25 protein-coding genes and 2 tRNA genes are annotated in these 26,298 nt (G+C 53.1%); 13 read left to right on the top strand and 14 right to left on the bottom strand.

What is annotated here, in order from left to right; genetic code table 11:
• Positions 1–36 precede the first annotated feature (36 nt).
• Complete coding sequence (locus L1D47_RS13895) at positions 37–714, top strand: TorF family putative porin (protein ID WP_239885651.1); 678 nt, start codon at positions 37–39, stop codon at positions 712–714.
• A gap of 176 nt (positions 715–890) precedes the next feature.
• Here the strand turns inward: L1D47_RS13895 and L1D47_RS13890 are convergent.
• Both L1D47_RS13890 and L1D47_RS13885 read right to left on the bottom strand, forming a co-directional pair.
• Positions 891–977: transfer RNA gene (locus L1D47_RS13890), tRNA-Leu, on the bottom strand.
• Positions 978–1,028: 51 nt separating this feature from the next.
• Positions 1,029–1,113, bottom strand: a tRNA-Leu gene (locus L1D47_RS13885).
• A 310-nt stretch (positions 1,114–1,423) separates the two neighbouring features.
• Between L1D47_RS13885 and L1D47_RS13880 the strand changes: the two genes are divergently transcribed.
• Positions 1,424–1,552, top strand: a complete 129-nt coding sequence (locus L1D47_RS13880) for a DUF3149 domain-containing protein (protein ID WP_011867043.1) — start codon at positions 1,424–1,426, stop codon at positions 1,550–1,552.
• A 108-nt stretch (positions 1,553–1,660) separates the two neighbouring features.
• On the opposite strand, the gene L1D47_RS13875 is transcribed toward L1D47_RS13880, so the two are convergent.
• On the bottom strand, positions 1,661–2,272 hold the full coding sequence (locus L1D47_RS13875) for a superinfection exclusion B family protein (RefSeq protein ID WP_041510069.1): 612 nt from the start codon (positions 2,270–2,272) through the stop codon (positions 1,661–1,663).
• A gap of 229 nt (positions 2,273–2,501) precedes the next feature.
• On the opposite strand from L1D47_RS13875, the gene L1D47_RS13870 reads away from it, so the two are divergent.
• Positions 2,502–4,142, top strand: a complete 1,641-nt coding sequence (locus tag L1D47_RS13870) for an ATP-binding protein (RefSeq protein ID WP_239885649.1) — start codon at positions 2,502–2,504, stop codon at positions 4,140–4,142.
• Between the two features lie 43 nt (positions 4,143–4,185).
• On the opposite strand, the gene pepT is transcribed toward L1D47_RS13870, so the two are convergent.
• Positions 4,186–5,415, bottom strand: coding sequence for a peptidase T (gene pepT / locus L1D47_RS13865; RefSeq protein WP_239885647.1), 1,230 nt, complete (start codon positions 5,413–5,415; stop codon positions 4,186–4,188).
• A gap of 112 nt (positions 5,416–5,527) precedes the next feature.
• A complete protein-coding gene (gene tcdA, locus L1D47_RS13860; protein WP_239885645.1) occupies positions 5,528–6,340 on the bottom strand; it encodes a tRNA cyclic N6-threonylcarbamoyladenosine(37) synthase TcdA in 813 nt (270 codons plus the stop codon).
• A gap of 366 nt (positions 6,341–6,706) precedes the next feature.
• Between tcdA and L1D47_RS13855 the strand changes: the two genes are divergently transcribed.
• The gene (locus L1D47_RS13855; RefSeq protein ID WP_239885643.1) at positions 6,707–7,765 is read left to right on the top strand and encodes a porin; all 1,059 of its coding nucleotides are present in this window, start codon (positions 6,707–6,709) and stop codon (positions 7,763–7,765) included.
• 179 nt (positions 7,766–7,944) lie between these two features.
• Here the strand turns inward: L1D47_RS13855 and L1D47_RS13850 are convergent, their stop codons facing one another.
• The 5 genes from L1D47_RS13850 to L1D47_RS13830 form a co-directional block, all read right to left on the bottom strand.
• The gene (locus tag L1D47_RS13850; RefSeq protein ID WP_041509986.1) at positions 7,945–8,208 is read right to left on the bottom strand and encodes a DUF5676 family membrane protein; all 264 of its coding nucleotides are present in this window, start codon (positions 8,206–8,208) and stop codon (positions 7,945–7,947) included.
• Positions 8,209–8,315: 107 nt separating this feature from the next.
• Positions 8,316–8,879 carry a cytochrome c gene (locus tag L1D47_RS13845; RefSeq protein ID WP_181006142.1) on the bottom strand — a complete coding sequence of 188 codons (564 nt, stop codon included), beginning with the start codon at positions 8,877–8,879 and terminating at the stop codon, positions 8,316–8,318.
• 50 nt (positions 8,880–8,929) lie between these two features.
• Positions 8,930–9,274, bottom strand: coding sequence for a hypothetical protein (locus L1D47_RS13840; RefSeq protein ID WP_239885641.1), 345 nt, complete (start codon positions 9,272–9,274; stop codon positions 8,930–8,932).
• A gap of 32 nt (positions 9,275–9,306) precedes the next feature.
• Positions 9,307–10,203, bottom strand: a complete 897-nt coding sequence (locus L1D47_RS13835; RefSeq protein WP_239885640.1) for a copper resistance protein B — start codon at positions 10,201–10,203, stop codon at positions 9,307–9,309.
• Complete coding sequence (locus L1D47_RS13830) at positions 10,200–12,008, bottom strand: copper resistance system multicopper oxidase (RefSeq protein WP_239885638.1); 1,809 nt, start codon at positions 12,006–12,008, stop codon at positions 10,200–10,202. Before L1D47_RS13830 ends, L1D47_RS13835 begins: the two co-directional genes overlap by 4 nt.
• A gap of 417 nt (positions 12,009–12,425) precedes the next feature.
• Here L1D47_RS13830 and L1D47_RS13825 point away from each other — a divergent pair, with 417 nt between their 5' ends.
• The 3 genes from L1D47_RS13825 to L1D47_RS13815 all read left to right on the top strand — a co-directional run bounded on the left by L1D47_RS13825 (position 12,426) and on the right by L1D47_RS13815 (position 16,151).
• The gene (locus tag L1D47_RS13825) at positions 12,426–13,103 is read left to right on the top strand and encodes a heavy metal response regulator transcription factor (RefSeq protein ID WP_239885636.1); all 678 of its coding nucleotides are present in this window, start codon (positions 12,426–12,428) and stop codon (positions 13,101–13,103) included.
• Between the two features lies 1 nt (position 13,104).
• Positions 13,105–14,511, top strand: a complete 1,407-nt coding sequence (locus L1D47_RS13820; RefSeq protein ID WP_239885633.1) for a heavy metal sensor histidine kinase — start codon at positions 13,105–13,107, stop codon at positions 14,509–14,511.
• Between the two features lie 611 nt (positions 14,512–15,122).
• The gene (locus tag L1D47_RS13815; protein WP_239885653.1) at positions 15,123–16,151 is read left to right on the top strand and encodes a porin; all 1,029 of its coding nucleotides are present in this window, start codon (positions 15,123–15,125) and stop codon (positions 16,149–16,151) included.
• An 85-nt stretch (positions 16,152–16,236) separates the two neighbouring features.
• On the opposite strand, the gene L1D47_RS13810 is transcribed toward L1D47_RS13815, so the two are convergent.
• The gene (locus L1D47_RS13810) at positions 16,237–16,893 is read right to left on the bottom strand and encodes a thiopurine S-methyltransferase (protein WP_041509982.1); all 657 of its coding nucleotides are present in this window, start codon (positions 16,891–16,893) and stop codon (positions 16,237–16,239) included.
• Positions 16,894–17,012: 119 nt separating this feature from the next.
• Positions 17,013–17,357 (bottom strand): hypothetical protein, encoded by a 345-nt coding sequence (locus tag L1D47_RS13805; protein WP_239885631.1) that lies wholly within the window; start codon positions 17,355–17,357, stop codon positions 17,013–17,015.
• A gap of 211 nt (positions 17,358–17,568) precedes the next feature.
• On the opposite strand from L1D47_RS13805, the gene L1D47_RS13800 reads away from it, so the two are divergent.
• Positions 17,569–19,404, top strand: coding sequence for a protein kinase (locus L1D47_RS13800; RefSeq protein ID WP_239885629.1), 1,836 nt, complete (start codon positions 17,569–17,571; stop codon positions 19,402–19,404).
• Between the two features lie 33 nt (positions 19,405–19,437).
• Here the strand turns inward: L1D47_RS13800 and L1D47_RS13795 are convergent, their stop codons facing one another.
• The gene (locus tag L1D47_RS13795) at positions 19,438–20,046 is read right to left on the bottom strand and encodes an FxsA family protein (RefSeq protein WP_239885628.1); all 609 of its coding nucleotides are present in this window, start codon (positions 20,044–20,046) and stop codon (positions 19,438–19,440) included.
• A 261-nt stretch (positions 20,047–20,307) separates the two neighbouring features.
• On the opposite strand from L1D47_RS13795, the gene cutA reads away from it, so the two are divergent.
• From cutA to galK, 5 genes are all read left to right on the top strand, one after another.
• Positions 20,308–20,631: a divalent-cation tolerance protein CutA gene (gene cutA, locus L1D47_RS13790; RefSeq protein WP_239885626.1), complete on the top strand. Its 324-nt coding sequence runs from the start codon at positions 20,308–20,310 to the stop codon at positions 20,629–20,631.
• Positions 20,628–22,436, top strand: a complete 1,809-nt coding sequence (locus L1D47_RS13785; protein WP_239885624.1) for a protein-disulfide reductase DsbD — start codon at positions 20,628–20,630, stop codon at positions 22,434–22,436. Before cutA ends, L1D47_RS13785 begins: the two co-directional genes overlap by 4 nt.
• 152 nt (positions 22,437–22,588) lie before the next feature.
• On the top strand, positions 22,589–24,217 hold the full coding sequence (locus tag L1D47_RS13780; protein ID WP_239885622.1) for a cation:proton antiporter family protein: 1,629 nt from the start codon (positions 22,589–22,591) through the stop codon (positions 24,215–24,217).
• Positions 24,218–24,310: 93 nt separating this feature from the next.
• Complete coding sequence (locus L1D47_RS13775; protein WP_239885620.1) at positions 24,311–24,553, top strand: hypothetical protein; 243 nt, start codon at positions 24,311–24,313, stop codon at positions 24,551–24,553.
• Positions 24,554–24,868: 315 nt separating this feature from the next.
• The gene (galK, locus tag L1D47_RS13770; RefSeq protein WP_239885618.1) at positions 24,869–26,035 is read left to right on the top strand and encodes a galactokinase; all 1,167 of its coding nucleotides are present in this window, start codon (positions 24,869–24,871) and stop codon (positions 26,033–26,035) included.
• A gap of 45 nt (positions 26,036–26,080) precedes the next feature.
• On the opposite strand, the gene L1D47_RS13765 is transcribed toward galK, so the two are convergent.
• Positions 26,081–26,298: IS3 family transposase (locus tag L1D47_RS13765; RefSeq protein ID WP_239885615.1), on the bottom strand; the 218-nt coding region annotated here is incomplete at its 5' end.

Raw genomic sequence — 26,298 nt, 5'->3', positions numbered from 1 at the left:
TATTAGAACAAACTAAAAATTGTTTAAGGGTTGATAATGAATAAGATAATACTCTCCTCTTGCGCCTTAGCCATCGCCTGTACTATGAGCCAACCTCTGGCAGCCGAAGAAAGTCAATTCGCCGCCTCGGGTGTACTCATGGGACTCAGCAACTACCTGTGGCGCGGCCAGACCATCAGCGACAACAAGCCCACACTTCAGGGCGATCTCATGGTGGAACACGAAAGTGGCTTCTATCTAGGCACCTCATTCGAGACCTATCGCTATGAGGATGAAGGTAGCGTCTACAATGATTATGAAATTGATTACTACGGCGGTTACTACCAGATGCTCACCGAGGATCTAGGCCTAGGCTTCAACGCCATGAAATACACTTATGGGGCTGGCGGCTACAGCGTCGAGTATTCAGTCAGTCTCGACTATAAGGCACTTAATCTGATGGTAAACTATGACCAAGATGTAGAAGCTTGGTACACAGAAGTTAACTATGGCTTCGACCTGTTTAACGACAGCCAATTGGTCGCCCATGCAGGCCTGTTTACCGATGCTGAAAACTATGGCTATCTCGACAAAGGAAAGGTTGCCGACAGCATCTATGATGTAGGACTGCGCTATCGCTACCCCCTACTGTCCCAGCTAGATCTCATGCTAGAGATCAGCTATCAGGAGTTCGAACACGACCACTATATGATAGGTCTCGCCTACAACTTCTAATCGTTAGGAATCAATCGAGAAAAATAAGCAAGAGATGGAGCGTCGATGGCGCTCCAGCTGCTTGGACTGCTAGCTGGCTACTGAAATGACTTCAAACAGCAATAAATTTCAGGCATAAAAAAACCTGCTATTAAGCAGGTTCTTATCTCTTCTAGAGAGGATTTGCATCAACAAGTTGGTACAGATGGCGAGACTTGAACTCGCACGGCCGTTAAGCCACTAGCACCTGAAGCTAGCGTGTCTACCAATTCCACCACATCTGCATCTTGTTAGTCTGATCTTACCGCTATTCTCACTAGGAGAGCAACTGATAATGGTACCGAAGGACGGACTTGAACCGTCACTCCCGAAGGAAACGGATTTTGAATCCGTCGTGTCTACCAATTCCACCACTCCGGCTCATCAATCAGACCTTACTCTCTGTCTCGAGTAAGTGAACGGAATTATACCTTTGCTTTTACTAATGGCAAGCCTTTTGCGACAGCTTTATTACCGACTGCCGATTTTTCATCCTAAGCGCCTAAAACTCGGCACAATCGGGCTATTCACACGGGGAAATTTTGCCACCAGGCTCACAAAATTCTCAAAACGATGACAAGGCGTTATCAAATTGACAGCATTAATTGATCGAGATCAGCATTTCTCATATCCATTCGCGCTAATTTAGCTTGGACAACGATATAAACAGCTACGAAAGAGGACTTCTCACATGGCATTTTGGTTAGATTTAATGTTTGGTAACCCCATTGGTCTGCTATCTATGATAGTTATCTTCACAACCATTGGCATAATGTCATACATCATGTGGTTGTTTATCTCGAAGTCGAAACCAGAATAGATAGGACCTCGAAGTCCAGAAAATCATATTTCTAATGCAAATGGGGGCTTATGCCCCCACTTTTTTATCTATCGTTCAGCGTTTCCCCCCCCAATTCCCCATAGGAGATCAGGCGGCGTGTTTACGACTGGGCACCACACTGTGAATGAAGTGGGGTCTGGCCTTAATAAGCAGCTGTAGCTGCTCGGGATTGGGTTCCCCCTGAGGCAGACGCAAGACCTGGCGATTGAGATGGGATCTAGCCTCCATGGCAATCTTAAAATCTGCGGTCGGGCCATGAATAGCGTATTGTTGCTTGTTACCCAGATACTGCAAGATGTTGGCCTCCAGCAGGCTCTGCACCGCCGCCTCATTTTCAGGCAGGGTCAGCACTGTCTCCCCTTGCAGGAAGAACTCTCTTAACAGGGCGCGCTCGGTCGGATCCAGCAGCCGCACCTTCTTCTCTATGGTCTCAGTGGTACGCTTGCCCTTGAGATGCTTGATCGCCTCATCGAGAAAATAGTTGGCCACCTGGGTCAGGAGATAGGCCGCGCCGATAATCAATCCCAGGCCGATGAAGTGGGCATATTGACTCACCAGCAGCTCTAGCCTCAGAGTCTGCATCAGGGAGGTGGGCGCAAAGAGTAAGGCGGCGCTGATCAGGGTCAGCCACAACATCAAATTGAAGATCACTTGCTTAGGACTCGTCTGTTTAAACAGCATCAGATTTAATTTTTCCATCTTGATACCTAGTGTCAAAAAACCTGCAGTAAGCAGAATAACTGCAAGTAAAATGCCAACCCGCAGAGCCACATAAAGACTTTACAAACATCATCTTGGCGACATTTTTATTCCTTTGCGCGAGCAGAACATAAGAATCAGGCTATGCTTAAAGCTATGTGATCTGGACAGCGCACCTAACGTCAATTGTCGGCCGTGCTTATGGTGCTTGGGATAAGCGATACCATAAATGGCAAACCACACAGCTCAGCTACTCAAGAGTCCCATCGGCAGAAAACTCACCCTGTCGATCATCCTCTTCAGCTCCTTAATCACCCTGCTCACCACGGGCTTCCAGCTGGTCAACGACTATCGCAGCGACGTCAATCGCATCACCCGCCAATTCGACAGCATAGAGAAGGTCAATCTGGACGTGCTGGCGGCCAGCATCTGGGTGATCGACGAGCGCCTGATCAACACCCAGATCGACGGCCTGATCCAGCTGCCTGACATCACCTACATAGAGATAAACGACGACAGCGGCCAACACTGGCAGGCGGGCACGGCAACCCCGGAAAACACCATAGAGCGCAGCTTTAAACTGGTCTATGGCTCAGGCAACGAAAACATAGACGTTGGTACCCTGTTAGTGCAGGCGGATCTGAGAGTGGTATATGAGAAACTGCTCGATCGCGCCATCATCATACTCCTCTCCAACGCCATCAAGACCTTCATCGTCGCCGGCTTCATCCTCTTCCTGGTGTGGTTTCTGGTCACCCGCCACCTGCATAAGCTCAGCGACTACAGCCAGAACATCAACCTGGACGGCGAGTTCGAGCCCCTGGTGTTCGTCAAGAACAGCCATAAGAATGACGAATTCTGGCTGGTTGCCAAGGCAATCAATGAGATGCAGCTGCAACTCAGGCGCTCCTTCGATGACATCAAGGCCTCCAAGCTGGAACTGCAAGAGGCCCTGGCGGATCGCGAGCGACTGCTGGAACTGGAACGCAGCTACAAGGATGAACTGGCGCGCCAGGTGAAGGAACGCACCCAGGAACTGGAGCAATCCCTGCTGGTGCTTAAACGCGCCCAACAGGTACTGGTCGAACAGGAGAAGATGGCAGCGCTCGGCGGCCTGGTATCTGGCGTAGCCCACGAGATCAACACCCCTATCGGCATCTGCCTCACTGCAGCCAGCACCCAGCTGATCCATATCGAGGAGCTGATCAAGTTGATCCATAGCGAAAACGCGACCCTGGAGGAGATCAATGCCATCCTGGAGGAGTATCAGCAAAGCTGTGAGTTGATCATCAGCAACATCACCCGCGCCAGCACCCTGATCCAGAAGTTCAAGACGATCGCCGCAGAGCAGAGCCTGGAAGACAAACGCAGCATCAACCTCAAACAGGGGCTAGAAGAGCACCATGAGTCGATGCATTTCATCTACGGCGACAAGCAGGCCGAGGTGGAATACCGGGTGGATCCCGACCTCAACATACTCACCAATCTCAGCCTGTTTAAGCAGATCGTCACCAACCTGGTGTCCAACGCCTATGCCCACGGCTTTAAGGATCGCAAGCAGGGGAAGATCAGGATAGACGCCGAGGTGGACGATGGCATGCTCAATATCCGTATTCAGGATGATGGGCCGGGGATCGGCAGCGAGGCCAGCAGTCATATCTTCGAGCCCTTCTATACCACCACTCGCTCGGAGGGCGGCACCGGCCTGGGACTCTCCGCCGCCTTCAACGCCGTTACCCTGCTCAAGGGCAACATTCGCTATCGCGACGACGGCGAATTAGGCGGCGCCTGTTTCGAGGTGAGCTTTCCGGTTGAGGTCCTCGACAGCCCAGCCATCGAGCTCAACCTCTCCAATCAATCAGGCATTTAACCGCTTAACTGTCAGTCCTTTAACTGCTTAGCCCTTTAACTGCTTAGCCCTTTAATTGCTTAGCCGTTAAGCGGCAGATCGCCATGATCACCTCTGTCGCCTTCACCATAGACTCCAGACAGATGAACTCATGCTTGCCATGGAAGTTGTGACCACCGGTAAACAGGTTAGGACAAGGCAGGCCCATATAGGAGAGACGACTGCCATCTGTGCCGCCGCGAATAGGCTTGATCTTCGGCGTGATCCCCAGCTCACCCATCGCCTGCTTGGCGATATCGACAATATGGGGATGCGGGATCAATTGATCGCGCATATTGTAATAGCTGTCTGTGATGCTAACCGTTAGCGAGCCCTGGAGCAGCTGGGCATTGCAGGCCTCGACCCGTTCGGTGAGCCAGCGCTTACGCTGCTCGAACTGATCCAGATCGAAATCGCGAATGATATAGGTAAGCTGCGCCTCTTCGGTAACCCCTTTCATCTCTGCTAGGTGGAAGAAACCGGCGTAGTCCTGACTGTTTTCTGGGGTATCGCCAAGGGGCATCTTGGCATGAAATCGCGCCGCCATGGTCTGGGCGTTCACCATGACACCATAGGCGGAGCCAGGATGGCAGTTGTTTCCCTTGGCCGTCACCACGGCCGTGGCGGCATTAAAGTTCTCGAACTCTAGGCCCCCTAGCTCGCCACCATCCACAGTATAGGCCCACTCGGCCTTGAAGGTTTCGAAGTCAAACTTATCGGCGCCGCGGCCTATTTCTTCATCGGGGGTGAAACAGAGATAGATATCGCCATGAAGGCTACCCGGCTCTTGCATCAGGGTCGATAGTGCGGTGACTATCTCGGCGATCCCCGCCTTATCGTCGGCGCCCAGCAGGCTTGTGCCATCCGTGGTGATCAACGTCTGTCCCAGATACTGAGCTAACTCGGGAAACTCCTTGGGAGAGAGCCGGTTCAGCTCACCAAGATGAATATCGCCGCCATCATAGTTCTCAATCAGTTGAGGGCGCACATTGGCGCCGCTAAAGTCCGGCGCCGTGTCCAGATGGGCGATAAAGCCGATAGGGGGAACCCCTTCGACCGTCGCGGGCACCAGGGCGGTCAGGTAACCCGTAGAAGATAGCGCCACCTGACTGAAGCCTAACTTGATCAGCTCCTCTCTGAGTTGATCCGCCAGCGCCAGCTGTCCCGGCGTACTGGGGCAACCTGCCTGACTCGCATCAGACTGAGTATCAAATTGCACATAGCGTAAGAATCGATTTAACAGAGCCTGCTTCATATTCAATCACCAGCAAAAAAAGTCGACTGAGTCTAACAAGTGACCCCAAGGTGACTTTAGACTTAAATCAAGTTTTTGGTGATTTACGCCTCAGGCCAGCAGGCGATTGGGTTCACGCCTTGGCGGCAAGCTTAGTGAGCACACGACTCACGGCGGTAAAGCCAAAGCTGCCGGTGACCACGGTCACGGCGCCAAAGCCCGAGGCACAATCCATGCGCATACTGCCCTCGGCCGTGGCCTTAACATTACAGACGCTGCCATCGGCCTGAGGATAAACCAGCTGCTCGGTGGAGAACACCGCCTCTATGCTAAAGCGGCGCTGCACATTCTTAGAGAAGTTGTATTCACGGCGCAGCAGGTTACGTACCTTGGCCAGCAGAGGATCTTGATAGGTCTTGGCCAGATCCGCTACCTGGATCTGGGTCGGATCTGTCTGGCCGCCGGCGCCCCCTACCGTCACGATAGGCAGCTTCTGGCGTTTACAGTGGGCGATCAGCGCCGCCTTAGGCTTGACCGCATCGATACAGTCCACCACATAGTCCAAGCTACCGCCCTGCTTGCGACCACTAAAATAGTCATTCAGGTTGTCTGTGGTGATGAAATCTTCCACCTGGTTCACCCGGCACTCAGGGTTGATCTGCATGATACGCTCGGCCATCACCGCCACCTTAGACTCGCCAATTGTCTCCTTGAGGGCGTGCAGCTGGCGATTGGTGTTGGTCACACAGATATCGTCGAGATCGATCAGGGTGATCTCGCCGATGCCGCTACGGGCCAGTGCCTCGGCCACCCAGGTACCTACTCCGCCTATGCCGACTACAACCACGTGGGACTGCGCAAATCGGGTCAGGGCCTTGGCGCCATAAAGGCGGCCAATACCGGCAAAGCGATTGAGATAGGCATCAGAGAGTTCAATTTGGCTCAAGGTGGGCTCCGAGTAAGATAACTAAAAACCCGCCGATTTTACCGCAATCCCAGGCAAAATCCTAAAAAGAAAAAATGCGACAAGTGTTACATCTATGGGGCGATTGCAGCAACTTGGCAAGTAGAGGGTGACGCAGCGTAAAGACCAAATTAACCCACTGTTTTTAAATGCAAAACAACATGACAAAACTCACGTAAAACCAATGACTCGTGACACAAATCACATCTCAAACTTGCACTTCTAGGCACACTGACGCCGCAACACAGCAATGCGGCCAAGAAAGCTCCCTCTGGGCCCGTGACTCTCGTTAGCTAAAAATTCAAAGGCCCTCTTCGAGATGAGCATAATCGCTACAGGAAGATGACAATGAAAAAATCTGTTCTATCGGCAAGCATTTTCGCCACGTTCGCAGCCACCTCATTCACGACACTCGCCGACGGTCCTCAGTTCTACGGCCATGCCGATCTTGCCTTGACTCACTCAGATAACGGCATCGCGACCCAGAATCAGAAAGATGGCACCATCATAGAGAACAACTTCTCCTGGTTAGGGGTGAAGGGCAGCGAGAAAGTCAGCGATGGTCTGGAAGTGATCTACCAGATGGAATTTGGCGTCAGCAACTACGACAACTCCGGCGACACCTTTAACGCCCGTAATACCTACCTTGGTTTAAAAAGTGTTTCCGGTACGGCACTCATAGGTCGTAACGACACAGTGTTCAAGTCTGCTGAAGGCGGTTTCGACCTGTTTGGCAACACCAACTCAGACATAGATCTACTGGCTGCCGGCCAGTCGCGTAAGGCTGATGGTATCACTTACTACTCACCAAAGATTGCCGACCTCTTGACCCTAAACGCGACGTACCTGGTTGAAGACAACTATGTCACCTATGATGGTGACGAGCGCGTCTCTCCAGATAGCATGTATGCCCTAAGCGCAACCATCGGCGATAAGGCACTCAAGGCGCAGAACTACTATGTTGCCGCTGCCTATAACGAAAATATCGATGACGTTAAGGCCTATCGTGGTGTGGCTCAAGTCAAATTCGGTAACTTCATCGTTGGCGGCCTCTATCAGAACAGTGAACATATTGACGCCAAATATGCCAACCTAGAGGGTGATACCTACTTCGTTAACGCCGCATACGTACTGGGCAATGTAAAGATCAAGGCCATGTATGGTAGTGACGACTCAGGCCTGGGTAAATATGTCAGCCGTTTCGTGGGTAATGCCCATGGCGCTGGCATGGAAACCGTATCAGACGTTGACTTACAACAGTTCAGCATTGGCGCCGATTACCGCATCAGCAAGAGCACAATGTTTTATGGTCACTACACTAAATATGATGGCGACCTGAAACTGGCCGGCGCCAAGCAGGATCTGGGCGCCGATATTGTCACTATCGGCATGCGTTTCGACTTCTAATACCAACCACAGGCAAGTATGCGCTCAGAAATAGCGCAGGAAAAATGCTTGCGAACAAAGCAGGATTTTTAGATAAATCGTTATCTGCTGATAAGAGGCGGCCACTGGCCGCCTTTTTTAGTGATAATCGCCACTCAATCTCAGTTGTCGCACAAAAAATTCAATGACCTGCTGGCGCGTCAATCGCTCGCGGAAAACCGATTATAGAATATGGCGATTAACCATCCTATAAGACCGGCGACCAGCGCCCAGACGATGCCGCCTAGCACAAATCCACTGAAGGTTAGCTGCCACCCCATAGTCTGCCAGTCGGTATGCAGCATATGCCCCGTCATGTCAGACATCATCATGGGCATGGCCACAACCAAGAGGGAACAGACTATCCAGGCTAAGGCGAAGGCAAGTGCGCAGGCAAAGGCAAATGCCGCTTCATTTAATTTCATTTTACCCTCCTATCGCCTCTTAGATGATCGAGGCGTCGGTCGAACCCAGCTTGGTGCATTCAGTCCATAAAGCATCAGACTTAAAGGCTCGACCTTGCTATTGCACGTCAGTGATGACCACCGCCATCTTCCTCATCTCTGGCCGTCAGGATCTGATATTGCTCAGGCGTCAGCTCGGGCAAACGCTCGAGGAAGGCCACCATATTCCAGATCCTTTCATCATCATGTGTGGGTCCCCAGGCCGGCATCCCAGAGGCTTTGATGCCATGTTTGATGATCCAAAAGTGCTCTCGCCGCCTCTGCGCAATATCCGCCTCACCCTCGGATGCTGAACGGGTCAGGTTGGGCGGCGCAGGATAGAGTCCCTGAGTGAAATCACTCTGCGCACGTCCCGGCCTGAGGTGACACCCAGAACACATCTCGTTGTAATCGGGACCACCCGCCAACAATCGAGACGGTGTTGCTATATCGACGGGCACAGGGATCGCCTTGGCGGCACGCGCCACCGAGTTTTCCCTCAGGGTTTCCAAGGCCCAGTAGGTCAACTTGTTATGTGGCGTATCGGCCCCTATGGGATAAAGACCTGAGTACAGATACCCGCCCAGAATCACCACGCCCAACAGCACTATCACCACTAGCGTCTTTACATAAACCATTAATCTCACCGCCATTATTCTCCTCTGCCTATTCGGTTTGCCTCGACGCTAAACCTGATATCCGATTACCCGTGTGAATGACCCTTGTCATGCTGCTCCATCTTATGGTGATCGTCTTTTTCCTGCTGCTCCTTCATGCACTTTTTCCTCAACGCCTGCATCACGGGGTCGTCCATATCCATCTGATGCTGATCTTTATGCATATCCTCCTTATTCATGTGCATCTGACTCTGATCCTTATGCATCTGGTCCTGGTTCATATGCATCTGGCTCTGGTCCATTTGCATTATGCTGCTGCAGTCTGGCTGCTCGTCTTTTGTCATATGTTCCTTAGGATCATGGGCCTGCACCGACAATGACAACAAGAGCGCCGACACGGCGACCAGGGAAGTTTGTATACTCGTTTTCATGAATAACTCCTTCTGTTGTTTGACCAATAGGGTTAAAACCAAAATCGGATCCCCGCCAGCACACGGGTGTCTCCCGCCGATTCACCGGCCGCCTCGAGATAATCAGCCGTCACGCCGAATGTCTCTCTGCGCTCGATACCCACATAAGGCGCGAATTGACGAGAAAACTCATAGCGTAATCTGAGGCCAAGACTGGCATCGGATAGACCACTGCCTATGCCATTTTGCGGATCGTCCTTGCCATATAGGGTCAGTTCGGCTCTGGGTTGTAAGATCAGTCGCTGGGTCAGCAGCCACTCATACTCTGCCTCCAGACTCAGGGCGCTGCGGCCCTGCTCTCCCAGGTAAGCCGTTAGATCCAACTCGAACCAATAGGGCGCTAGCCCTTGCACGCCAAGGGCCAACCATTGGCGGTTTTGACCATCTGCATAGTAGTCAAAGCGTGTCCCCAGCTGAAAATCGAAGTAGCTGCTGATGACATGCCCCCAGAGCAACTCTGCCTGGGTCTCCTCGAGGCCATCCTGGTTATAATCTCCCTCTAACTTTAACCACACTCGGTCATAGGTACCGCCGTACCATGCCGAGAGATCAAAGGCGACATTGTCATCATTATCATATTCAAGACGATCGCCCATGACGGCCCAAAAGGCATCCTCATCCGCTAGCCTGAGGCGTTGTGAGTCTGGCAGAGCATAAGGACCTTCACTCAGGGTGTGCCCGCCTGAATAGGCATGGGGGTCACGACTATCTGCCGGGGCATCGCCGCCCTGCATCTGCATCTCTGGCATGGCCTGCATGGTGGATGCTTTCATCGCTTCATGCTGCTCCTCGCCTTCCGTGCTCGGCATGGCGGCACTCCCCGCCAAAGCCTGAGCCGACAGCAAGCACAAGGCGATTGTGATTGAATGGATTAGGTGATGATTTTTCATGACACTAGTACCTCCCTGAACATGCCGGCATCCATATGGAACAACAGATGGCAATGCCAGGCCCAGCGCCCGACCTCCTGTGGCGTCGCCAAGAAGCTAAGGCGTTGAGCGGGTTGTACCGGAATCGTGTGACGCCTGACCCTTAACTGCCCTTGGGCATCTTCGAGATCGCTCCACATGCCGTGCAGGTGCATGGGGTGGGTCATCATGGTGTCGTTTTGTAAGATGATACGAATACGTTCGTTATGCTTGAGGGCGACCGGCGTACTCTTACCAAACTCCAGTCCGTCGAAGGACCAGGTGTAACGCTCCATATTGCCGGTAAGATGAAGTTCCAGCTCCCGAACGGGCATGCCGGTGTCGGTCAACACACCCTCGACGGCGCACAGATCGTCTAGCGTCAACACCCTACGACCATTGTTTCTCAGTCCTGCACCCGGGTCATCCAGGCTGGTTCTTGGCATATCGACGCGCATGTCCACCGACGGGCCATACTCGCTGGCGGCGTGACGCACCTGCTGTGACGGGGTCGCGAGCCCATGCATGCCTTGATGCTGGCTGTGATCCATCGCCATGCCATGGTTCATCGACATGCCATGGTTCATCGACATGCTATGCCCTTGATGTTGCATGTCGCCATGTTGCATTGAAGATTGGTGGTCCATGGCCCCCATCATGTCGGCCATGGTCAACCACTGGATCTTATCGAGTGTGGGTACGGCTGCCGACAGGCCATCGCGCACCGCGAGCGTCCCCTTGGCATAGCCGCTTCTGTCCATCGACTGGGCAAAAATGGTATAGGCATCGTCCTTGGGATAGACCAGAACATCATAGGTTTCGCCAGGACCGAAGCGAAATTCATCCACAGATACCGGCTCGATATTTTGTCCATCGGCCTGAATAACCGTCATCACGAGTCCGGGAATACGAACATCGAAAAACGAATTGCTCGCGCCGTTCACAAAGCGCAGACGGACGGTGTCGCCCGGCTTAAAGATGCCGGTCCAATTTCCATTGGGTGGCTGTCCGTTAAATAGATAGGTGAGCGTGGACGCCGAGAGGTCGGCCAAGTCAGTCGGGTTCATCCGCATCTCGTTCCACATCTCGCGCTTCGCCATTGCGGTGCGCAGATCGTAACGCGATACATCTTCGAAGAAATCAGCCACTGTCGGCTGGGCATAATTATAGTAGTCGCTCTGCTGCTTGAGCTTGGCAAACACTTCCATGGGGTTTTCATCGGTCCAGTCCGACAGCTGCACCACAAAGTCCCTGTCGCTCTTCACCCCGTCTCCGTCACGGGGCAGGATAATCAGGCTGCCGTACATACCCGACATCTCCTGGAAGCCAGTATGTGAGTGATACCAGTAGGTGCCCGACTGCTGTACCCTAAATCGATAGGTAAAGGTTTGGCCTGGGGCGATCCCCGCATAACTCAGGCCGGGAACGCCATCCATCTGATAGGGCAGGATAATGCCGTGCCAGTGCACGGACGTGGGAACCGATAATCGGTTGGTCACCCGCAGCGTAATGGTATCGCCCTCTCGCCAGATCAGTGTCGGCGCGGGAATCGAGCCATTTATCATGATCCCTGTGTTGGCCTGGCCGGTAAAATTCACCGGCCCTTGGTCGATAACCAGGTCAAACTCGGTCCCCGTCAACACATCAGGGCTTCTGGTGCCATAGACGGTCGGTTGCCCCATGGCAAAACTGGGCATACTGGTGCCCAAGACGCTTGTTCCAGCTATCAGCCCCTGCACAAAACGGCGGCGGCTGAGGCTAAACGACTCACTATCTCTCATGTCCATACTCGACTCGCATTTTAGGTGTATAAGTTAAAGATAGTGGCCAGTACCTGACCAAGAAATGACGTGATGATTACAAAGCTGTAATCTTGAACTTATGTGAGTAAATACATGGTTAAATAGGCAAATCAGCTTAACCCTAGGGTCTGTTGACCTTTCCTGTTTTTTTTGCAGCATTTTGTAGGGAATTTATACAAAACAGAGCCTGTGTAGTTAATCTACATGAACGGGAGATAACGCCGTAGAAATGGCCTACAAAGCTGCCCAATGGATTCATTTAAACGCGCCTTGCCCTGTGTTGCGTGCAATTTACATAGAATAACTATGCGACACAGCACGCGCCTTGAGCAAAACGCGTTTAGATTGAACAAAAATTAAACCTGAAAGATAAACAGACCCTAATTAAAGGCTTGCGGGCAAATGCGAATATTAGTGATCGAAGACGAGAGCAAGATAGGCGACTATCTCAAAAAGGGACTGGAAGAAGCCGGGTATACCATCAGCCTGTGTCGAAATGGCTTGGACGGCTATCACTGCGCCATCTCTGAGTACTTTGACCTGATAATCTTAGATGTGATGCTGCCCGACATGAACGGATGGCAAATCCTCGAAAAAATCCGCCTCAACAATTCGATTATCCCTGTCATGTTCCTCACGGCAAAGGACAGCCTGGAAGACAAGATCAACGGGCTCGAATCCGGCGCCGACGATTACCTGGTGAAACCCTTCGCCTTTGCCGAATTACTGGCGCGGGTAAAAACCCTGCTGCGCAGAGGCACCAAACAGCTGCAGTCTGACATCCTAGCCGTTGATACCCTGAAACTGGATATCGCCAAGCGCCGGGCCAGCCGCGAGCAACTGAAACTGCATCTCACCAATAAAGAATTTTCCCTGCTTGAGTTATTGGTCCGTCACCAGGGGGAAGTACTCACTCGCGCCTTTATCGCGTCGCAAGTATGGGACATGAATTTCGACAGCGACACCAATGTGATCGACGTCGCCATCAGGCGCCTAAGGGCCAAGGTTGACGACCCCTTCTCGATGAAACTTATCCATACCGTGCGTGGCATGGGATACAAACTGGACACGGAAGCCTGACATGTTTAGCAGCCATCCGAAGATCTCATTAAAAACCCGTACGCTCAGTTTAGTGGGAGGCACACTGATCGCCTGCTTCCTATTGCTTGGCGTCATGATCGACGCCCAAGTTAAAGCGCATTTCCTGCATCAGGATGAGGAAGAATTGAATGTAGTCGCCAACTCGGTGAAGGGCATCCTGACCTCCCTATCAATAGCTCAAGATAGCCATCAGCTTGATACCGCCCTATCACAAGCGGTGGTCGGCCATCACGGCATCTTCTATGCACTCTACAGCGATGATAATCAGCTGATTTACAGTAATAAAACATCCGATCTTTCTCAGTTTCTCCAGCAAGGTGCCGAAGAGCGAGTCGAGGCGACTGCGCTAGTCGTCATCGAGACGCAGCAGCGGCACCTGCGGGGCACCTTACTCAAGGTGACGCTTCCCAATGGGGCAACCGCTAAGTTAGTGGTGGCCAGCGAGATCGACTTTCACCTGGCATTTCTAAGTGAGTTTCACCGCACCCTCTGGTCGACATTACTCCTGGTATGGCTGTTAACCATACTAGCAGCCTGGCTGGCCATTAGGTTCGGCCTGCGCCCACTGCAACGATTGAGTAAAGACATCAGCGAGATAACAACCGAACGTTTGCATCTGAGATTGAAGCCGGAATTAGCCCCCGTTGAATTGTCAGAATTGATCGCCAGCTTCAATCACATGATTGGTGAAGTCGAACTGGGTTTCAAACGCCTTAGTCACTTCTCGGCAGATATCGCCCATGAACTTAGAACGCCACTCACGGCGCTAGCGATGCAAAATGAAGTCCTGTTGGGTCAGGGGCGAAGCACGGAGGAATACCAGGAACTACTCTATTCCAATCTGGAAGAATTAGAGCGCCTCACCGTCATGGTCAATGATATGTTGTGGCTGGCCAAGTCAGACAATGGACTGATTGAACCCAAGAAACAAGAAATTGCCCTAGATCTGGAAGTCGATAAGATCATCGATTATATGAGCCTGCTCGGCGATGAAAAAAATGTCTCCATCATAAGAGAAGGTAGCGCCGCGCTTATTGCCGATAAGGGAATGGTGCAGAGGGCGCTGGGCAATCTCATAGGTAATGCCGTGCGTCATGCCGAGCCGGGATCAGCAATCGTCATCGGCATTGAACAAACGCCTCAGGCCACCAGCATTAAGGTGAACAACCTGGGCACGCCTATTCCGGAGCAGCATGTCAATCACCTGTTTGATCGTTTCTATAAGGTTGAAGCCGCGAGGCAAAGGGAGGGGAGCAGTACCGGCCTGGGGCTGGCCATCGTCAAGTCCATCGCGGATATTCACGGCGGAAGCGTCACCGCCGAGAGTCATGACGGCAAGACCTGCTTCACTCTGCTTCTGCCAACAACTAGCTCTGTCAACTTCTAGCTCAGTCAATACCTAGCTCAGCCAAATAAGGTCGGCTCGCCAAAGTATAAGGTGTAGACCCGCTCCTATAGGTTTCCAATTTCCAGTTTCCAGTTTTCAGCATTCAGCTTTCAGCTTTCAGCTTTCAGCTAACCCTGGGTCTTGGCTTCCCCGACGAAACGATGCTTTTTCTCGCCTAACACGCAGATGTCAAACCGCCATAGAAACCAAGCTCATAGGCGATTTTTTATCCCAACTTATGTGCGAGAGCGCACACTTTCCAAACATATTTGAGCTTTCCCAAGCAAAATACCTACAATTTTAGCAACCTCTTAATAAGTTACAGTTTGTTTACATCGACAGCAGAGGGTATACCCCTTTAGAAGTATGCTTAATACGTTAAATTTACAAGGATTGGCTGTTTTTAAAAAAACGAGGCAGAACTGTCACAAATTCCTCGTAAAGCTAACCTAGATAAGCAGAAATTTGATCTGCGCCACACTCTTGCTGCCATAAAACTGTAAACTTCTGGCCGACTTTGTTACGAGAACGGACCCTCGGAGCAAATTATGGAAACTATGTTAATAACCATTAAAAAATGGAAAAGAACTCAGTTCTTGGGAGCACAAAACATGAAAAAATCTCTAATCTCTGCATCAGTCGCATCTGTTATTGCACTGACCTCATTCGGCGCGCTAGCCGATGGCCCTAACTTCTACGGTCGTTTAGACCTTTCAGTGACTAACTCTGACAAGGGTTACACCACTCAAAACAGTAAAGAAGGTACTGTTCTAGAGAACAACTTCTCTAACCTAGGTGTGAAAGGTTCTGAAAAGATTTCTGACGGTATCGATGTTATCTACCAAATGGAATTCCAGGTTGAAAACACTACCCAAACTAAAGACAAGAGCGGCGACGACGTTGTCTTTAAAGCACGTAACACATTCCTAGGTCTTAAGAGCGCAGCCGGTACTGTACTTGTTGGTCGTAACGACACAGTATTCAAGCAATCTGAAGGTGGCATCGACCTATTCGGTAACTCAAACGCCGATATCGACCGTCTGGTAGGCGCGCAAACTCGTAGCGCCGACGGTATCTGGTACTACTCTCCAAAGATCGCCGACCTGATCACTGTAAACGCGACCTATCTTGTAGAAGATAACCAGAGTTCAGATGATAGCCAATATGCATTAAGCGCGACTCTGGGTGACAAGAAGTTCAAGGCACAAAACTACTATGTAGCAGTAGCTTACAACAAAGGCATCTCTGGTATCGACGCATACCGTGGTGTTGCTCAAGTTAAGCTAGGCGACTTCAAAGTTGGCGGTCTATTCCAAAACTCTGAAAGCATCGTTGACGGTTCAGAAGACAACAACACTTACATCGTGAACGTTGCCTACAACCTGAACGGCGTTAACCTGAAGGCTGAGTACGGTAAAGACGAAGCTGGTTTCGGTAAGTACTACAAAAATGCCAAATTGGATAATGGTACTGACATCAATGTAACTAGCATCACTGTGGGTGCAGACTACCGTGTTGCTAAATCAACTCTGCTCTACGGTCACTATGCTATGTACGAAGGCGACCACAAAGTTGATGGCATGAAAGTAGACCTAGAAGACGATAACATCTTCACCGTTGGTGTTCGTTACGACTTCTAATTCGATGAGCCTCAGGCTCTGACGAAAAAAGGCGACCTAGGGTCGCCTTTTTGTTATCTAACTCGCGCGATTTAAGCGCTTTAGCCTAACGCCTTACCAGACGATAGACGGACTCGGTCAGCCAAGGCACCTGCTTCTTCACAAACCTAGGGTTCTGTGCCAACACATCCAGGCAGCTCAACTGCTCTATCTCGAAATAGGGGCTCATGTGCGCCTGAATCCAGGCATCGGATACCGCAAACGGCGGGCCATTGAGGGCCTCTTGGGGATAATCTAGGGTGATGAGCAAGCCTATGCTCTTAGGGGGGAGTAACTCGGCCAGACGCTCCACATATTGCTGGCGCATCTCGGGAGGCCAGGCGATCAGCGCCGCTCTGTCATAAAACCCGCTCACCGCCTCGAGAGGCTCTTTCGGCAGCCTAAACAGATCTCCCTGGTAGATGCTCACCTGCTCGGTGCGATAACACTCATGCTCGCCTTGCGTCTGACGCTCGACGGGCAACTCATTGTCACTAAAAAACTGCTCGACCGCACTCTGGTTGAGCTCGCAGCCGATCACCTCTAGCCCCTGCTCGGCCAGGTAACAGATATCTAGCGTCTTACCGCATAAGGGAACAAAGACCTGACTACCGGCAGCCAACTTGAGCTGCGGCCAATAGTCGATAAGTAGGGCGTTGACCTCATCGAGATGAAAACCTATCTGCTGAGAGGCCCATTTGTCATGCCAAAAACTGGGTTGCATCGGTAGCTCCACATAAGCAAGTGTTTCATTATGCAGGCTACTCTAATCTGTCGCCGCCTAAGATGCCAGCTTACCTCGCAATTTAGACGGCCGGTTTATCTCTGGGTACAGGCGAGAGCCTATTGGATATCCAGAACCTTCTGAACCCGCCTTAACCAGACACAGTTTTCACATTCGCAGTTACGGCGCGATAGGTGATGGGGGGTGAGGCTGGAGTCGATAAAGTCGACGGCGATCAGCAGTTGTTGTTTCAGCTCTGCCACCGACTTACGCTCGACGGCCACCAGCTCGTCGTTATGATTCATCCAGATGCACTCCATGCCTTGATGGCAATGGATACACTGGGGATCTGTACTATTGAAAAAACCCGCGTGAGGACAAAACTTTAGCTCCATCGACTGTACGATGCGCTTCCTCGGGTATTCTAATAACTCTATCAACAGGGCTTTGTTTAGTTCCGTCATTTCGCCCTCCTCACTCTTCAATGTCGCTCAAAAATGAAGCTTAGTTTTATATTAGCTTCAGGTTACCTGTATGTGTATGTAACAGATTTGATGTAGGTCAACATCTCATCCGAAAATATCGGTTAGGTATCGCACTGCTGAAAAATCTAGCTATTGTGCCTTACGGTCGCTTCTTGCTATAAAAACATATCGATATTCAGTGAAGTGCCCCATGCCCGACAACCAAGCCCCCAGCCCAGAACTGCAACACTTTTACATCTCCGAAGAGCAGTCTATCTACCTGCTCAAGGCCGATGACGCCCGCAAACACAGGGCCTGGATAAGACTCTGTAAACAGCAGCTCAGCAAGCTGGGCTACTCTGACATAGAACTGGTGGGCAAGGGGGCCTATGGCTTCGTCTTCGCCGGCATCAATCGTCATGGTAAGGCCCATGTGTTCAAGTTTTCCCGCATCACCCTGCCCCAGCAGATCCAAGACAGGCTGGAAGAGGAAGCCTATATGCTGTCTCAGGTGATCCACCCCAATGTGCCACCTGTGATCAAGTTTGAGCATGTGGGTAAGCAGGGGATCCTGGTGATGGCCAGGGCACCGGGGGAAGATCTCGACAAGCTCTGCCTCAGGTATGGCGCCCTGCCGGTACGTATCATAGTCAGCATCGCCCGCCAGCTGGCGCAGATCCTCAACTATCTGCACAATGGCCGCCCCCTGGTACATGGCGACATCAAGCCCTCTAACCTGGTGTACGACTTGGAGCGGGATCATCTGTCGCTCATTGACTGGGGCTCGGCGGTATTTGCCCAGCGCGATGGCGAGGGGAATCCGGTCAATGGCAATGTGATGGATCTGCTCTCCAGCGATCAGCAGCACACCAATGCCCGCATGGGCGATGTCTACTTCATCGGCGAGGAGCAGCTCAACGGCGCCCTCTCCAGCCCCAGGTTTGACGAGCAAGGGGTGGCCGCCACCCTCTACGCCTTGGCCTCGGGCCAGGCCAGCCGTTTCGGCAGCAAGGTGATCCCTGCCAGCAGCATAGGCCTGCCCATCGAGCTGGCCCGCACCTTAGATGGCATGCTCAGCGACGATCCAATCACCCGCAACCGCGCCGGAGACTATTTCCTGAAGAGCATGGCCCACAGCCACCGTCTGCACCTGCCAGATCTGCCCGCGGCGCCGCTGCAACCCGAGATCCCGGTATGGACGCTCAAACAGGCGAAAGATGTGGAGACGGTCACCTACAGCTCGCGTAAATCCTTCCTGAGAGAACACAACGAGGATGAGCCGATAGAGAAGATGGACGATCTCCAACTGGAGAAGTACTACCGCAACTTCATGGCAGGCATGGGGGATACCGAGAAGGGCTTTATCGCTGCGGTCAGCCGAGTGGGACAATACTCTCTGGTGGGCGGCCTGGCGATCCACTGGCAGGAGTCCGGCGTGTTTATCGACTCCAACCTGGCCACCTATAACGAACAGGAGAAGGCGGCATTAACCTTAGCAGTCAACAACATGGTGACCCTGGCACGGGGCATTCACCGCATCGGGGTGTTTAAGGCCTGCTTCTTCAACGCCCGCGACACACTGCACCTGGAGCGCGACGACACCAGTCAGCCCTTCAGGCCGAGTCCAGACCAGCAGCTGCCCTTCGAGGTGGGTGACGTACCCTCGCTGGAGGATAAGTCCAGGCTGCACTCCTACTTCGAGGATGGTCGCGACCCGGATGAAAACCTGGAGCTGCCCAAGGAGATTATGACCGAGCTGGGCTGGATCAACCAGATCCACCACACCGGCTGCATCATCTTCGAGGTGCTACCTAACCATATGAAGATCCATAGCTATCTTAGGCTGTTAAATCCCCGCAAGCAGGCCGCCTTCAGAGCGAGCCTCGACAGAATCCTCAGCCATGTGGATAAGATTCAGGGGAAAGGCGTCTCGGGCTTCATGAAACTTCCCTATAAGAATACCCGTCGCTTTCAGCATATCGACAGGAAGGCGGACCACTTCTACCCCAGAAACCCCAAGGAAATCATGGCCCAACTGGAAGAGTAATGGCTCAGCTGAAAGAGGAATGACTGAACCGAATTACTTCGGCTCGCGCTTGTCCTCATCACTCGCCTTATCATCCTCGGGCTTGTCACCCAGCTGACGCTCTTCGTCCAGCTTGTCGGAAGGATCCGGCTTGCGCTCATAGTCGCCGTCGAAGGTGTTACCCTGCTCATCGAAAGGAGAGCGATCGAAGGGCGAACGGTTAGCATCGAATGGGCCCTGTCCGAAGGGGCCCTGCCTAGACTGGCCGTGACCAAATTGACCATGAAAGCCTCCCTGCTGACTCACCTTGACCTGCATCCGCTTATAGAGAAAGGCGGCGATAGGGGCACGTGTGAGCGGGGTTAACAGCAAGAGGCCGATAAAATCGGTCACGAAACCCGGGATCAACAGCAGCAGACCGGCCATGGCCAGCATCATGCCCTCGACTATCTCCTGGCCTGGCGCCTCGCCGCGTGCCAGTTTCTGCTGAACAGACATCAGGGTATGTATTCCCTGGCTGCGCACCAGGGAAACCCCCACCACGGCGGTGAAGATCACCAGGCCCACAGTGGTCCAACTGCCTAAAGTTTCGCCAACGCGGATCAGCACATTGAGCTCAATAACGGGAATGAGTACAAAGATAATCAATAGGATGAAAAACACGCTGACCTCACAATTCGATCGAAATTTCTAATGCATTGAAAACTAAATGGGGGCGCACCGGTCTACTTTCAAGTCGGGACACACTTTTGCTGCATTTCCCCCTGGGAACAAACTTGGAATAAGCTCACTATTTTAGCAATAGCTTAATGCAAGTCGCCGACAAAACACGTAAAGTAGCTATCGCCCACAATACCCTTGTGAGCCAGTATAACCCGGTTACCTTAACGCCCAATTAATGACCATACAGGGTAAAAGCAACAGATGCAGGAAAAATGTCTACTCGTCACCACCAGCTGCCCGGACAATGACACGGCCAGCACCCTGGCCCGCGCCCTAGTGGAGGCCAAACTGGCGGCCTGTATTCAGATCTCTTCCCCTGTCACCTCACTCTACACCTGGGAGGGTGAAGTGTGCCAGGAGACAGAGGTGAGCCTGCAGATAAAATGTCTCGCCCGTCATTACGACAAGCTGGAGCAGACCCTCTTGTCGCTGCACCCCTACCAAGTTCCCGAGCTGATCGCCACAGAGATCCACACAGGTTCGGTGGCTTATTTAGCATGGATAAAAGAAACCTCACTATCATGAAGAAAATACTGTTCCTCTTCCTCTCGACCTTGCTGTTGATCGCCCCCGGGGCGCAAAGTGAAAGCCTGTTCAGCAAGAGTAAGTTTGATTTTCTGAAAGACGAACCTCAGCTGATGCCTGTGGATCAGGCCTTCGTCTTCGATGCCCAGCAAGAGGGCAACCTGGTCAAGATTAGCTATGTGATCGCCGAGGGCTACTACCTGTATCGCGACAAACTCAAGTTCGCCGCCGACGGCGCCACCTTGGGTGAGATCCAACTGCCCAAGGGCAAGGCCCATAGCGACGAGTATTTCGGCGAGCAGCAGGTCTATTATTCCTATGTCGAGATCCCTGTGGCACTCAAGGAGGCCGGCAAGGATTCCAGCATAGAGGTGACCTTCATGGGCTGCGCCGAGGGTAAACTCTGCTTCCCGCCCACCACGCGCAGCGCGCCCCTCACTCAGGTAAGCGCCAACGCGGGCCTGCTCCCCGAGGTTTTGAAAGAGGCTTCAGCGGCCAGTGAAACCGCCGGCCAGCAGGCGCCCATCACCCAGCAGGACTCTCTGAGCCAGATGCTCTCGGGCGACAACCTGCTGTGGACCCTAGTGATCTTCTTCGGCCTGGGTATCGGCCTGGCGCTAACCCCCTGCGTCTTCCCCATGTACCCCATCCTATCTGGCATCATCGTGGGCCAGGGTGAGAAGCTCTCTACCGGTAAGGCGTTTAGTCTCTCCATGGTCTATGTACAGGGGATGGCGATCACCTACTCGCTGTTGGGGCTCATCGTCGCCTCGGCGGGCATGAAGTATCAGGCCGCGCTGCAACACCCGGCGGTATTGGTGGTGCTGGCGATCCTCTTCTTCGTGCTCAGCCTCTCCATGTTCGGCCTGTACGATCTCAAGCTGCCATCGAGCTGGCAGGAGAAGATGAACCGATTCTCTAACAACCAGAAAGGCGGCAATGTCGCCGGTGTGTTTGTCATGGGGATCATCTCGGGTCTGGTAGCATCTCCCTGCACCACAGCGCCGCTGTCGGGCGCGCTGGTCTATGTGGCACAAACCGGCGATCTGCTGCAAGGCTTCCTGGCACTCTATGTGCTCAGTATGGGCATGGGGCTGCCGCTGCTCATCATAGGCTCGTCGGGCGGTAAACTGCTGCCACGTGCCGGCGCCTGGATGGATGTGATCAAGACAGTGTTCGGCTTCCTGCTGATCGCCGTCTCTATCCTGATGATAGGCCGTATCTGGACAGGTCTAGTATCTGATCTCCTCTGGGCCCTTTGGGGTATCAGCCTGACCGCCTACCTGATGCATCAGAACAAGCTCACCGAGTTTAACTGGAAGCAGACGGTGCGCTCTGTGCTGCTGTTACTTACCCTGCTGGCTAGCTTCTCCTATGGTTTCCAGGCCGTCATGACCAGCCTGGGCTATGAGACCCAAACCGGTGCGGTAAGCCACAAGGTGAGCCATAAGACCATCAAGAGCCTGGAAGATCTGCAGGCCGAAGTGGCCGCCGCCAGTGCCCAGGGCAAGCCTGTGATGCTGGATCTCTACGCCGACTGGTGTGTCGCCTGTAAGGAGTTCGAGAAGATCACCTTCGTCGACCCGGCCGTGCAGTCTCGTCTGTCGCAGATGGTGTTCCTCCAGGCCGATGTGACCCGAAACGACACCCTAGACATAGAGCTGCTGGAACACTATGACGTACTGGGCTTGCCCACACTCTTGATGTTCGATGCCAATGGCGAGATCCGCGACGACCTGAGAGTCACAGGCTTCATGAAGCCTGAGGCCTTCGCCGCCCATCTGGATCACCTGCTAGCCAAATAAGCTCAGGCGGCCTCGCATAAGCTACCTAAAAACCTCCTGCGGGAGGTTTTTTATTATCGGCTAAAAGATAAGTCACTAAACAAAGTTTTCATTTATAGTTAACCCAATTCCTATACAATCAGGGGTATACCTCACGGAACACAAGGAGCAACATGGAACCCGCCATTCTCATCATCACCTTAGCCTGTGGCATGCTTGTCAGTCGTATCGGTCTACCGCCACTCATAGGTTATCTGGTCGCGGGCTTTGTGTTATTCCTCTTCGGCATAGACGAGAGCAGCCTGCCGTTGCTCGAGCAGCTGGCCGAGCTGGGCGTCACCCTGCTGCTGTTCGCCATCGGCCTCAAACTGGATATTCGCAGCCTGTTTAAGGCCGAAGTCTGGGCTGGCTCCAGCCTGCATCTGCTGGGCTCCATCATCTTCCTGATGCCCCTACTTAAGCTCCTCGGCCTATTGGGGCTGGAGCAACTGAGCGGCCTCGCCTTCAACCAGCTGACCCTGCTGGCCTTCGCGCTGAGCTTCTCCAGCACCATCTTCGCCGTTAAGGTGCTCGAAGATAAGGGCGACATGCAGTCCCTCTATGGCCGCGTCGCCATCGGTATTCTGATCATGCAGGATATCTTCGCCGTCGCCTTCCTCACCATCTCCAAGGGGGACATTCCCTCTGTCTGGGCCCTGGGACTATTGCTGCTGCCCTTCGCCAGGCCACTTATCTACAAGGCCTTCGATAAGGTCGGTCACGGCGAACTCCTGGTCCTCTTCGGCCTGGTGATGGCCTTGGTCGTGGGTGCCGGCCTGTTCGAGCTGGTCGGCCTCAAGCCGGATCTCGGCGCCTTGATCATCGGCATACTGCTGGCGGGACACGCCAAGTCTTCCGAGCTGGCCAAGTCGCTCTTCTACTTCAAAGAACTGTTCCTGGTGGCCTTCTTCCTCACGGTTGGTCTCAACGGCCTGCCGAGTTTCGGCGACATCGGTCTGGCGGCCCTCTTGGTGCTTATCGTTCCGGTGAAGATAGTGCTCTTCCTCTACCTGCTGACCCACTTCAGGCTGCGATCACGCACCTCGCTGATGACATCACTTAACCTCGGCAACTACAGTGAGTTCGGCCTGATCGTCGCCGCCGTGGCCACCAGCAAGGGCTGGCTACCGGGACAATGGATGGTGATCCTAGCCGTCGCCCTCAGCCTCAGCTTCCTGTTTGCCGCACCGCTTAACGCCGCCTCGGCCCGTCTGTATCAGAAGTTTCAGAGCCGGTTGCAGAAGCTGGAGAAACACCCGCTACATCCCGAAGACAGGCAGATCCCCGTGGGCAATCCTCGCTTCCTCATCCTGGGGATGGGCCGCATCGGTAGCGGCGCCTACGACGAGCTGGCCAATCAGTTCGACGGCGAGATCCTGGGGATAGAACACAAGCAAGAGTTGGTGGACTTTCACCGACAGCAGAGGCGTAACGTGGTACAGGGCGACGCCTCGGATACCGACTTCTGGGAGAAGCTGGACAGGGCGCCGAATCTTGAGCTGGTGCTGCTGGCCATGCCTCACCACGCGGGAAATCAGTTTGCGGTGGAGCAGCTAAAACGCCTGGATTACCAGGGTAAGCTCAGCGCGATCGTGCAATACAGTGAGGATGCCCAGTCCCTCAAGGCATCCGGAGTGCACAGCGTCTTTAACCTCTACGAGGCCGCCGGTGCCGGTTTTGTCGAGCATGTGATTTGCGAGCTGAAGTCCGGTAAACAGCACGAGGCCGATATCGCCGTCGAGCCCCAGGAGACCACCGGCTAACCCTGTTTCATCTAAAACAACAGATTGTATACATTATTCTAAACATCTTGTATTGTACTTGCCATCCTGCGATAAGATGGGAAGTACAATACTGTGCCGACAAAAAAACTAAAATCTAATCAATACCATTACTTCGGAAACATACTCAGGGCGGGTGTCTGGCTCTTAGTCGGCATGGCCGCACAGGTCGGCGCCGCCGATTACGACATCTGGCTCTACTTCATTCATCTGATGGCCATCACCCTGCTGGCTACGATTCTCGTTACCCTGGCATTGAGCCGTCTGCTGTCTGCCCGGCCCGCCCTTGCGCCCGCTACCGAGCCAAGCCTGGACTAGGCTAAGCCGCTTTTGACCAGACAGGCTTAAGCCCAAACGAACCCCAAACGCATTCCAATCGGTCTCTGCCTACCCCATGACGGCTCGGCAGAGGCCAAAGCGATATAGGGACTGCCGCGACAGGCGATTTGTCGATAGTCAGTTGGTCGAAAGGCGGTCGGCAATATTTTCCCGATCCAAGCGGTCAAATCCCAGTTACATCAATGACTGAGACGTGATATAAAAATGACAAGGATGACTCATGGTTGTTGCCACCATGAACAAGACTGCCCAACGGGGCAGAGAACGCTAACATTTTCTGAGAAGTTAACACCAATGTCGAATACCGCACAGCGCGCCAATAAACTATTTGTGCAGACCTTTGGCACCACGGCCGACGACCTGTATCGGGCGCCGGGCAGGGTTAACCTGATTGGCGAGCATACCGACTATAACGATGGGTTCGTCCTGCCTGCCGCCATCAACTTTCATACTATCATCGCCGTCAAGCAGCGCGATGACGACAAGTTCCGCGCCGTATCCGACGCCTTTCCCGGCAAGATCCACACCTGGCATTTCGGTCATGAGGGAACAACCGATCCCGATGACACCTGGGTTAAGTACCTCAAGGGCTTTACCGCGGCGGTTTGCGCCAGCGGCCTCCCCGCCAAGGGGATGGATCTGGCCGTGGTGAGCAATGTCCCTCTGGGGGCCGGCCTCTCCTCATCGGCTGCCCTGGAGCTCGCCTTCGGGACGGCACTTAACGACGCTAGCCAGCTCAGACTCTCTCCGCTGGCGGTGGCCCAGATGGCCCAGCGAGGTGAAAACCAGTATGTCGGCTGTGCCTGCGGCATCATGGATCAGATGATCAGTGCCATGGGTGAGGAGGAACATGCCCTGCTGATCGATTGTGAAGATCTCGACAGCGAACCCGTGCCGATACCCGAAAGCCTGAGCCTGATCATAGTCAACTCCAACGTGCCCCGCGGCCTGGTAGACAGCGAATATAACCTGCGCCGCGAGCAGTGCGAACAGGTCGCCGAACATTTCGGCGTCGAGAGCCTGCGTCACCTGGACCTGCGCACCCTGGAGAATGCTAAAGAGGAGCTGCCGGAAGTCTGTTACCGCAGGGCGCGCCACGTGCTCAGCGAAAATCGCCGCACTCAGAACGCCGCCCATGCCCTGGAGGCAGGCAACATCGCCAGGCTGAGCGAACTCATGGCCCAGTCACATCAGTCGATGCGCGATGACTTTGAGATAACCGTGCCCGAGATAGACAAGCTGGTCGAGATCATCGACGCCGTGGTGGGCGATCGCGGCGGCGTACGCATGACGGGGGGCGGCTTAGGTGGCTGTGTGGTGGCGCTCGTGGATCACGACCTCACCGACGCTGTGGTCGAGGCGGTCGAACGCCAATATCATACCGCCACAGGCCTGGAAGCCAGCGTCTACCTGTGCTCGGCGAGCCAGGGTGCATCCAGGCAGGATGAAGAACTCTATTAATAGAGCCTAGCGAGTTGATCTGATCCAGTAATAGTGGACACTTTGCTAAGCACTATTTTTTAATTCAAAGTTCTCTGGACTCAAATACCCAAGAGCACTATGCCGTCTGGTCCGATTATAATCAACCTCAATATACTCAAATACCGCTTGTCTCATTTGATCACGCATCATGAGCGGCTCGTCTTGCAGTGCTTCAACCTTTAATGTGTGGAAGAAGCTTTCCACGCAAGCATTATCCCAGCAATTCCCTTTACGGCTCATGC

Origin of the sequence: Shewanella sp. Isolate7 (genome assembly GCF_022398425.1) — a bacterium.
Lineage (GTDB): Bacteria > Pseudomonadota > Gammaproteobacteria > Enterobacterales > Shewanellaceae > Shewanella.
Note: the sequence above shows the minus strand (reverse complement) of the source record. Positions and strands in the feature narration are given on the sequence as shown.